Genomic DNA, 8,174 nt, shown 5'->3' with positions numbered 1-8,174 from the left:
CAACGCAGGAGCAGTTGCCGAGGACACACGGATGTGCTTGAAGCTTTGCCATCCATGGCGACTGGATTCCGGCAATCCCTGCCGGAATGACGGTTTAGCTCTACTGGCTAAAAATTAAAAGCGTCCCACCTTAAGTGGGTAGCCAAAGTTCGTTATGCCCTCCTTATATCCGTTTTGTCACTACCCCAAAATTTTTATGACAGCCAATCCTTCTACCGAAGCCATACAAACCTACTACGGACAAACTCTTAAATCCAGTGCTGACTTAAAAACCAGCGCCTGTTGCACCTTAACGGCTATGCCAAAATATTTGCTAGCGTTATTAGCCGACGTGCATCCTGAAGTCAGCGCGCGCTTTTACGGGTGTGGCTCGCCGTTGCCGCCTGTTTTGGAGGGATGTACGGTGTTGGATTTAGGTTGCGGTTCAGGGCGTGATGCTTATGTGTTATCCCGTTTAGTTGGCGAATCGGGTCAGGTCATTGGCGTGGACATGACCGCTGAGCAACTAGTAGTCGCCAACGCGCATATTGATTGGCATAGCCAACGCTATGGCTATGCTCAAAGCAACGTTGAATTTCGGCAAGGTGCGATTGAAGATTTAGCGAGCTTAGGTATAGCCGATGCGTCTATCGACGTGGTGGTGTCTAATTGCGTACTCAATTTGTCTTTGGATAAACCTAAGGTATTGGCAGAAATTTTCCGAGTGTTAAAACCCGGCGGCGAGCTGTATTTTGCCGATGTTTATGCCGACCGCCGCATCCCCGCCGCGCTTAGGCACGATCCGATATTGCTAGGCGAATGTTTGGCGGGAGCGAGTTATTGGCACGATTTTCGGCGCATGATGCAGGACTTGGGTTGCCCGGATGTGCGTATCGTCAGCGAATCACCTATCAGTTTAGACGATGACGAAGTGGCCGCAAAAATTGGCATGGTTAACTTCCGTTCGGTGACGGTGCGAGCTTTTAAGCTGCCGTTAGAAGACCGCTGTGAAGATTTTGGTCAAATAGCTGTTTACCAAGGCGGCATTAAACAGCATGCCCATGCGTTTGCCTTAGATGACCATCATTTATTTGAAACCGGAAAGCCGTTACGGGTATGTGGCAATACCGCCGATATGTTGGCTTTAGGCCGTTATGCGCCTTATTTCACGCTTATTGGCGACAAAACCACGCATTTTGGTTTATTTGATTGCTCACCGCCGAATCGGTCCAGTTTACCCGATAACCCGGTCATGGCTTGTTGTTAATGAGCACCGCTCAAGCTGCCATAGCCTTATTTGTCAAAACCCCCGGTTTGTCGCCTGTCAAAACCCGCTTGGCAGCGACGCTGGGCAAAACCTTGGCGGAAACTTTCCACCTACAAGCCGCGCACACCGTTGCCGCTACGCTAAGTCAACTAACACCCGCCGCGCAAGGCTATTTTGCCGTCGCCGAGACCCAAGCCTTAAGCCACCCCTATTGGCGCACTTTACCCTGTATCGCACAAGGTGAAGGTGGTTTGGGTCAGCGCTTAGCAAGCGTTTACCAACAGTTGCGGCAACGCCACGCCCGTGTCATATTTGTTGGCGCCGACAGTCCACAGATGACCGTGGCGCAATTGACCGAAGCCATAACCTGGCTAGGCGACAGCAGCCAAGCAAGATTGGTCTACGGCCCATGTACCGACGGCGGTTTTTGGCTGGTGGGTGGCACAATCGCCATACCAGAAGCAGTTTGGACAGACGTGAGCTACAGTCGCGCCGACACCGGCAGTCAATTGCTTAAGCACATCAACCGCTTGGGTGAAATTAAACACCTGCCGTTGCTGGGCGATGTAGATGAAGCTGCCGATCTATTGGATTTACAGCAGGCACTACACGATTTGCCCGCCCCCTCGCCGGAACAACAGCAATTACGGGCATTTATAGCCAGCTTGTTCTTGCCGCCATCACCCATCCGGTAAACGACTATGCGCGACAGCAAAGCTCGGCTGCTCAATAGCGATTTCCCGGCGCTTAAACGCGGACCAACCCACACCGTGCAATTGAATTTGGGTTATCTGTGCAATCTCAGTTGTCAACATTGCCATGTCAACGCCGGTCCTAAACGCACCGAACTGATGACACGGGACACCATGCAAACCGCCTTACAGTTTGCCGCACAACGGGGCGTAACCACTTTGGATTTGACTGGCGGTGCGCCGGAGTTAAACCCAAATTTCCGCTGGTTGGTCACGGCCGCGCGGCAACAAGGCTTGCATGTCATCGACCGGTGTAATTTGACAGTGCTATTAATGGTAGGGCAATCAGGCACCGCAGAATTTTTGGCAGCGCACCAAGTGGAAATCACTGCGTCCTTGCCGTGTTATTTGGAAAGCAATGTCGATGCTCAGCGCGGCAAAGGCGTGTTCCAAGACTCGTTGACGGCTTTGCACCAGCTCAATGCCTTAGGTTATGGGCAAGCAAACACCGGCTTAGTGCTAAATTTGGCCTATAACCCGCAAGGCCCGGTGTTGCCGCCACCACAAGCCACGTTGGAACACGCCTACAAAGACTATTTGCACCAGCAATTCGGCATCCACTTCAACCGCTTGTTCACGCTCACCAACATGCCCATCCAACGCTTCGGCGCGGTATTGCAAGCCAGTGGCGAATTCGACCGTTATCTGGCCTTGCTCAAACACGCACACCAACCCGCTAATTTAGAACACGTTATGTGCCGAAGCTTGTTAAGCGTGGATTGGCAAGGTTTTGTTTATGATTGTGATTTCAACCAATTGCTTGGACTACCCTTAGCAGGACAAAGCATTCATATCGAGGAGTTGCTGCAACCAACCCGCCTACCCGACGACATTAGCGTCGCCGAGCATTGTTACGGCTGCACGGCAGGGCAAGGTTCTAGTTGTCAGGGTGGGTTGGGTTAAGCGGAGATACGCCTGCTCAATGGCTTATCGTGCAAACCTACCCAGACCAAAATCAAGCAACCAAACTCCACCCACCTGACCCACGCTGGATGCTGATACGGCGTTAGGCTGGGGTCGTCTAAATTCAAGCCCGTGACGTAGGCTAGTAACAACAACGCCGATGCCGCCCAGGCTAGCGGATTGCGGTGTATACAGGCAAATGGCAATAACCAGAGCAAATACCAGGGGTTAATCACTGGCGAGACCAGTAACAAACCGCCTAGCAGCCCATCGGCGCGGGGTAGGGCGCGGGTTTGTTGTTGCCAATACCGCCAACCATAAGCCAAAGCCACAACCAGTAGTAAACTTCCCAATAACAGCTTGGACGGCAACGGCGGCAACCATAAAGTCAAAAGCCCATACAACGCCGAGTTGAATTCAAAGCCGTCCGCAAAGGCTTTAAGCCCTGCTGCGTCGGTTGCGCCTTGCCACCAGAACGGCGCGTATAAGACGGCAAACCCCAGCGCCAAAGCCATCGCCATGTGCCAACCGCGTGGCTTGTTGATAAATGCCGCTAACCAAAACGGTATTAGTAACCATGCCGCTGCTTTTGCCGCCGCCGCTAATGCCAGCCATAATCCGGCTTGTACAAACTGGCGTTGTTGCCCTGCCAGCCACGCGGCTATCAACAACGCGGGCAACATGCCATCCGGGTGGGCGGTCATGGCGATTTCTTTGATGACCAACGGATTCCAAGCATACAGCAGCACTTGGCGGGGTGAGGCTAGTTTAAGTAAATTACCGATTAGCCACAGGTCAATCAGGCACAACAAGGCTTGCAACACCCACACGTGTCCTTCGGCTAGCAAGGTCGCCGCTAAAAAAACATATTGGAACGTCGGTGCGTAAATAGTCGGGATGTCGGGATGGTTGATTTGCCCTAAAATGCTTTGCCATGATTTGGGAATATTGGCGTCAGTAAAAAATGCTTCCGGCGCGATACCGTAAGGGCTGCCCGAGGTGGCGAAGCGATAGCCATCCCATAAATAGCGGAAATAATCGTCTTCAAACAACGGCAAACCACAGCAGCCGATGATGCGGAATAGTGCCGCACCCAGTAACACCTCTTTTGCGTCAATTGGATGGTCATGCTTGGTTGATGCTGCCAACGCAAAATAACTGACGAAAGCCAATGCCATAATCACGAAAAATATCAGGAGTTGATTACTGTAAGCACTGCGGGAGAACCACGTTAATACGGCATAACAGCCAGTGAGCAGGGCGAATTGGGGTTTTATCATCTCGGTGTGGGTTCAAAAGTAAGTTACGCTGTACCTATAGGGTTATTACCCCATTAAGTTAAGCTATTTTGGAGTACCAAGCTTGCTTTGTGCGGTATTTAAATCTGTGCAAGGCAAGCCGTGCACTCCGAAAGTCGGATTCTTAAATTATTAACTTAATAATCAATGACTTGCGTGTTGTGTTTTGTGAAATATTCTTTCGTAGGTCGGGTTAGCGATAGCGTAACCCGACAAGATGGGAGCGTTAAATGTTGGGTTACGCTATCGCTAACCCAACTTACACAAATTTAATTGCTTGATTCCTATAATTTAATGGCAGTGATACGGGTACAAGCCTAGACGTGTACGCCAGTTACCAGGGATTCCATTACCCAATAAACACATGCCGCAAATAGCGAGGCACTGGGTAAGGTCAACAGCCAAGACAACAGGATTGTCATAATCATTCCGTACTTTGGCTGACCGTTCAGCCAGCCAATACCTACTAAAGCCCCGACCGCAACATGGGTGGTGGACACCGGTATACCGAAACGACTGGCAATAACCACTAATAAGGCCGTGGTCATATTGGCTGCTAAGCCTTGCTGGTGATCGAGGGTGGTGATGTTATGGCTCATCGTGATTGCGACTCGCCGAGCATTGAGCAAACCACCTAATAACATGGCTAATGCGATGAATACAACGGTGGTGACTAACTCATCATCCGGGGTTAACCATAGCAAAGCGGCGATTTTAGGTGTGTCATTTAAGCCACGCGCAAAACAAACGCAACCGGCGCTTAAATAATGCAAGCTATCCTGCCAGCGTTGTGCGCTAACACCCAATACAATGGTAGCGTTACGCGCCGCACAAGCAGTTTGCTGGTCTACGGTTATCGAGGGTACGCTACTCGCGACTATCAACCCGCCTGCTGAATAAGCAAAGGCCGAGGTATTTTGGGGTTCTACACATAAGCATACCGGTGATTTTAAGCGTTTTCCCGTTACGCAGTGCGTAATAACCCAATGCATCAGCATAGCTAGGAACAGCGAAAGCAACGGGCTAATCAGTAACGGCAAGACAAAATTGTGCCATAACGGCATGGCGTTGATATGACCTTGGTTAGCTAACAACGTCACGCCGACCATCGCCCCCAATAACGCATGAGTTGTGGAAATGGGTAAGCCCAAACGAGTAGCCGATAACACAGTCATACCGGCCCCCGTCGCTACTGCAAGTAGAAATGCCGGTGTTTGTAGCAACGTATCGGGGGTCAAGCCTTTGCCAGAAAACTTGAGCAGTAAACCGTGGGCTAGATATAACGAACAGCAAGCACCGGCCGCTGTTGCCCAGCTTGCCCAGTACAACGCCCGCCGGTAGGCCGCAGTACCGCTGCCAAATAACGTAGCTACGCCTTTAAAATTATCATTAGCGCCGTTAGCATAGGCTAGCAACATCACGCTGATAACAAGCAATAAATTAGACATAAACGGCTTGGCGTTATTGTTCGCGCATCTGCACTGGCGAAGCGGGCAGTTTATCCAGCATGACCGTACCGTCAGAACGCAAGCGTCCGAACGTTAAAAGTCCCGGTTGGGCAACCGCTGACGCAGGCCGAGCAGCGTACGCATTGCGGGTCTTCCATCGCCTTGCCTTTATTGGCAAAAGCCATTACATCTATACCTTGGTGACAAACCGTGGTGCAGATGTTGCAAGAGATGCACTTGTCTTTGTCGGCAAAAATTCTAAATTGGCTAAACCTTGCGTATATATGCATGAGCGCGGCGAGTGGACAGAAAAAACGGCACCACGTACGCCCGCTGAAATGAAAATACAAGCCCAAACCTAAAATACCTGCTAAGAAATAATCGACGACTTCGGCATAATTGAGCGGGATGCCAAACAGTTTGAATTGATAAGTCGCTTGCGTAAAAATGTCCGCTAAAGTCTCGCCAACGGGCGAATCCACCAAGGCCCAAGCGGCAATCCGTAGCAATAATAGCAATATCGCTACCGCTAAAATCGCTTGTCCGGCCATATTCAACTTATTCCAAATCGATCCATGCGGCATTTTCGTGCGTTGCGCGTCGCCTAGCGTTTCTGCCAACGCGCCACAAGAACAAATCCAACCGCAGTACGCGCCTTTGCCGTAGCGGTACACCAACCACGGTAACAATACAAAAGTTTGCCCAAAACCTATGGCTAGCCAAGCGTAATTTGGCTGCTCAGTAAACACATTGGCGATGAACAATGGCCAGGCCAAGATAAAGCCGACGCTACGCCAATATTCACGGTTACCGGTTTGTTCGCTGTACGGAAACAACTGGTCAGCCAGCCAAGCCGCTACGCCGCTGTCGAATGCCCCGAATTCACCGGCTATAGGTAATAGCACAAACGGTAATAAAAACAAGGGAATGGCTTGTATTGCAAACAGCGTTAACGTTTGCCGTTTAACATAAGGCGTGGGGGTGCGGGTGATACGGCGCCAACCAAATAACCCTATCACTAGGGTATAAGCCAGTTCGTAATAGAATCCGCAGGATGCCAGCGCCGGTTGTAAGGCGCGTAGCCACGCTTGGTCGTCAGGCCAACGGGAAAAGTCGATATTGGCTGGTGTTAAGCTGTGGTTGAATAACCAAGAAAAAACGGAGCCGCTACCGGATTTTCCGCTGTATATCAAAGCGACTAACAACAACACCAAAAGTAAGTTAGCAAACTTGCCCGCCGACCACTGACCACGCGCCGGAATGCCTAAGCGCTTCAAGAAATCGATTGGGGCTTTGCGGCCTATCATCACGAACACGGCCTCATTGCTCAGCATTTCCAGCCCCGAGTCAGCGCGGCTCAGCAATACCTTGTCTTTAGTGATTTCTATCACTTGGCTGTTAAACCAAATTGCATTACCTAATAACGTCTGTGCTTTGACGATATTATCCGGTTTTGGGCGGCTAAATTCGCTGCCTCGGTAGCTTAGCGTCACTTCTGCGCCAGCTTCACACAAGCTAATCGCCGTTTCCAACGCCGAATCACCGCCACCGACTACCAGCACCTTACGGCCTTGATAATCGCCTGGATCAAACAAACGGTTATGGACTTTAGCCAATCCTTCGCCCGGTACGTTTAACGTGGAATGTTCGCCGTTGCGCCCCGTGCAGACTAACACTCGTTTGGCATAAGCATGGCCGTGTGCGTCGTTAAACTGTAAGGCTAAGCGTTTATCGTCACGGACAATGCTGTCTACCTTCCGTAATTGGAATTGGATATTGGCGGCGACGGCTTGCTGTTGCAACTCAGCCAGCAAGGCTTCCTTGCGCGTGGCGGTTAATTTAATGTCGCCAGCGGGTTGAAACGTTTTCGGATAAGTATAAATCGGTTTGCCGTTGGTGAAATTAGCGATGGTGGCAAAAGGTTCTACGGCTTCGTAAATGACAAACTTTAAGCCCGCTTTATGGGCCGCCAATGCTGCCGATAATCCCGACACGCCACCACCGATAATCGCCAAATCGTAGGTATCGGGATGATTTTTGCACGGCTCTTTAAAGGCTTGCTCATCAATAAAAGCCTGTACCGCTTTAGCCCCGGAATCGACAGCGAATTTCAACAACGGAATGCCTAGTAAATCGCCAGCAATACGGATACCGTTAACAGCCGTCAAACCATCCGGGCCGGTTTCCGGTAGCGGTTCTGGAATACCCGCCGGCCAACGCAAATGCAACCAGTGGGCGTAAGATGAGAGTAAATTCATGAGTAATGCGGCGAAAAACAAAGGGTGAATAATAAAGAATCAGGGGTTAGTGGATAATCTTGAATAAATCTATAAGGGTACGCTGTGCGTGCCTTCTAATTCACTCGTTCCCAAGCTCCGGCTCTCATCGTTATACACAAGTCTGTTTGAAACCGTCATTCCGGCAGGGATTGCCGGAATCCAGTCACAGGGATGTGAAACTTTGGGCTTACACTTTTGGGTTACCAACTTAAGACGGGACAGGTCATTTAGAACGCAGGACGCCGTAA

General features: G+C 50.6%; 6 protein-coding genes. 3 read left to right on the top strand and 3 right to left on the bottom strand.

Annotation, left to right across the window (positions count from 1 at the left end):
* Window positions 1-196 precede the first annotated feature (196 nt).
* The 3 genes from VZ94_RS17550 to arsS are packed head-to-tail and all read left to right on the top strand — an operon-like array spanning window position 197 to window position 2,901.
* Window positions 197-1,246 carry a methyltransferase domain-containing protein gene (locus VZ94_RS17550; protein WP_045780213.1) on the top strand — a complete coding sequence of 350 codons (1,050 nt, stop codon included), beginning with the start codon at window positions 197-199 and terminating at the stop codon, window positions 1,244-1,246.
* On the top strand, window positions 1,246-1,941 hold the full coding sequence (locus tag VZ94_RS17545; protein ID WP_045780212.1) for a TIGR04282 family arsenosugar biosynthesis glycosyltransferase: 696 nt from the start codon (window positions 1,246-1,248) through the stop codon (window positions 1,939-1,941). Before VZ94_RS17550 ends, VZ94_RS17545 begins: the two co-directional genes overlap by 1 nt.
* A gap of 6 nt (window positions 1,942-1,947) precedes the next feature.
* Window positions 1,948-2,901 carry an arsenosugar biosynthesis radical SAM (seleno)protein ArsS gene (arsS, locus tag VZ94_RS17540; RefSeq protein WP_045780211.1) on the top strand — a complete coding sequence of 318 codons (954 nt, stop codon included), beginning with the start codon at window positions 1,948-1,950 and terminating at the stop codon, window positions 2,899-2,901.
* Here arsS and VZ94_RS17535 read toward each other — a convergent pair.
* From VZ94_RS17535 to VZ94_RS17525, 3 genes are all read right to left on the bottom strand, one after another.
* Window positions 2,898-4,181 carry an MptA/MptB family glycosyltransferase gene (locus VZ94_RS17535; protein WP_131655615.1) on the bottom strand — a complete coding sequence of 428 codons (1,284 nt, stop codon included), beginning with the start codon at window positions 4,179-4,181 and terminating at the stop codon, window positions 2,898-2,900. The genes arsS and VZ94_RS17535 overlap by 4 nt on opposite strands.
* A gap of 335 nt (window positions 4,182-4,516) precedes the next feature.
* Window positions 4,517-5,647 carry an inorganic phosphate transporter gene (locus VZ94_RS17530; protein WP_045780209.1) on the bottom strand — a complete coding sequence of 377 codons (1,131 nt, stop codon included), beginning with the start codon at window positions 5,645-5,647 and terminating at the stop codon, window positions 4,517-4,519.
* A gap of 71 nt (window positions 5,648-5,718) precedes the next feature.
* Window positions 5,719-7,905 (bottom strand): NAD(P)-binding domain-containing protein, encoded by a 2,187-nt coding sequence (locus VZ94_RS17525; RefSeq protein ID WP_239650042.1) that lies wholly within the window; start codon window positions 7,903-7,905, stop codon window positions 5,719-5,721.
* Window positions 7,906-8,174 lie beyond the last annotated feature (269 nt).

Origin of the sequence: Methylocucumis oryzae (genome assembly GCF_000963695.1) — a bacterium.
GTDB classification, from domain to species: Bacteria; Pseudomonadota; Gammaproteobacteria; order Methylococcales; family Methylomonadaceae; genus Methylovulum; species Methylovulum oryzae.
This window is presented reverse-complemented; position numbering and strand designations above follow the sequence as displayed.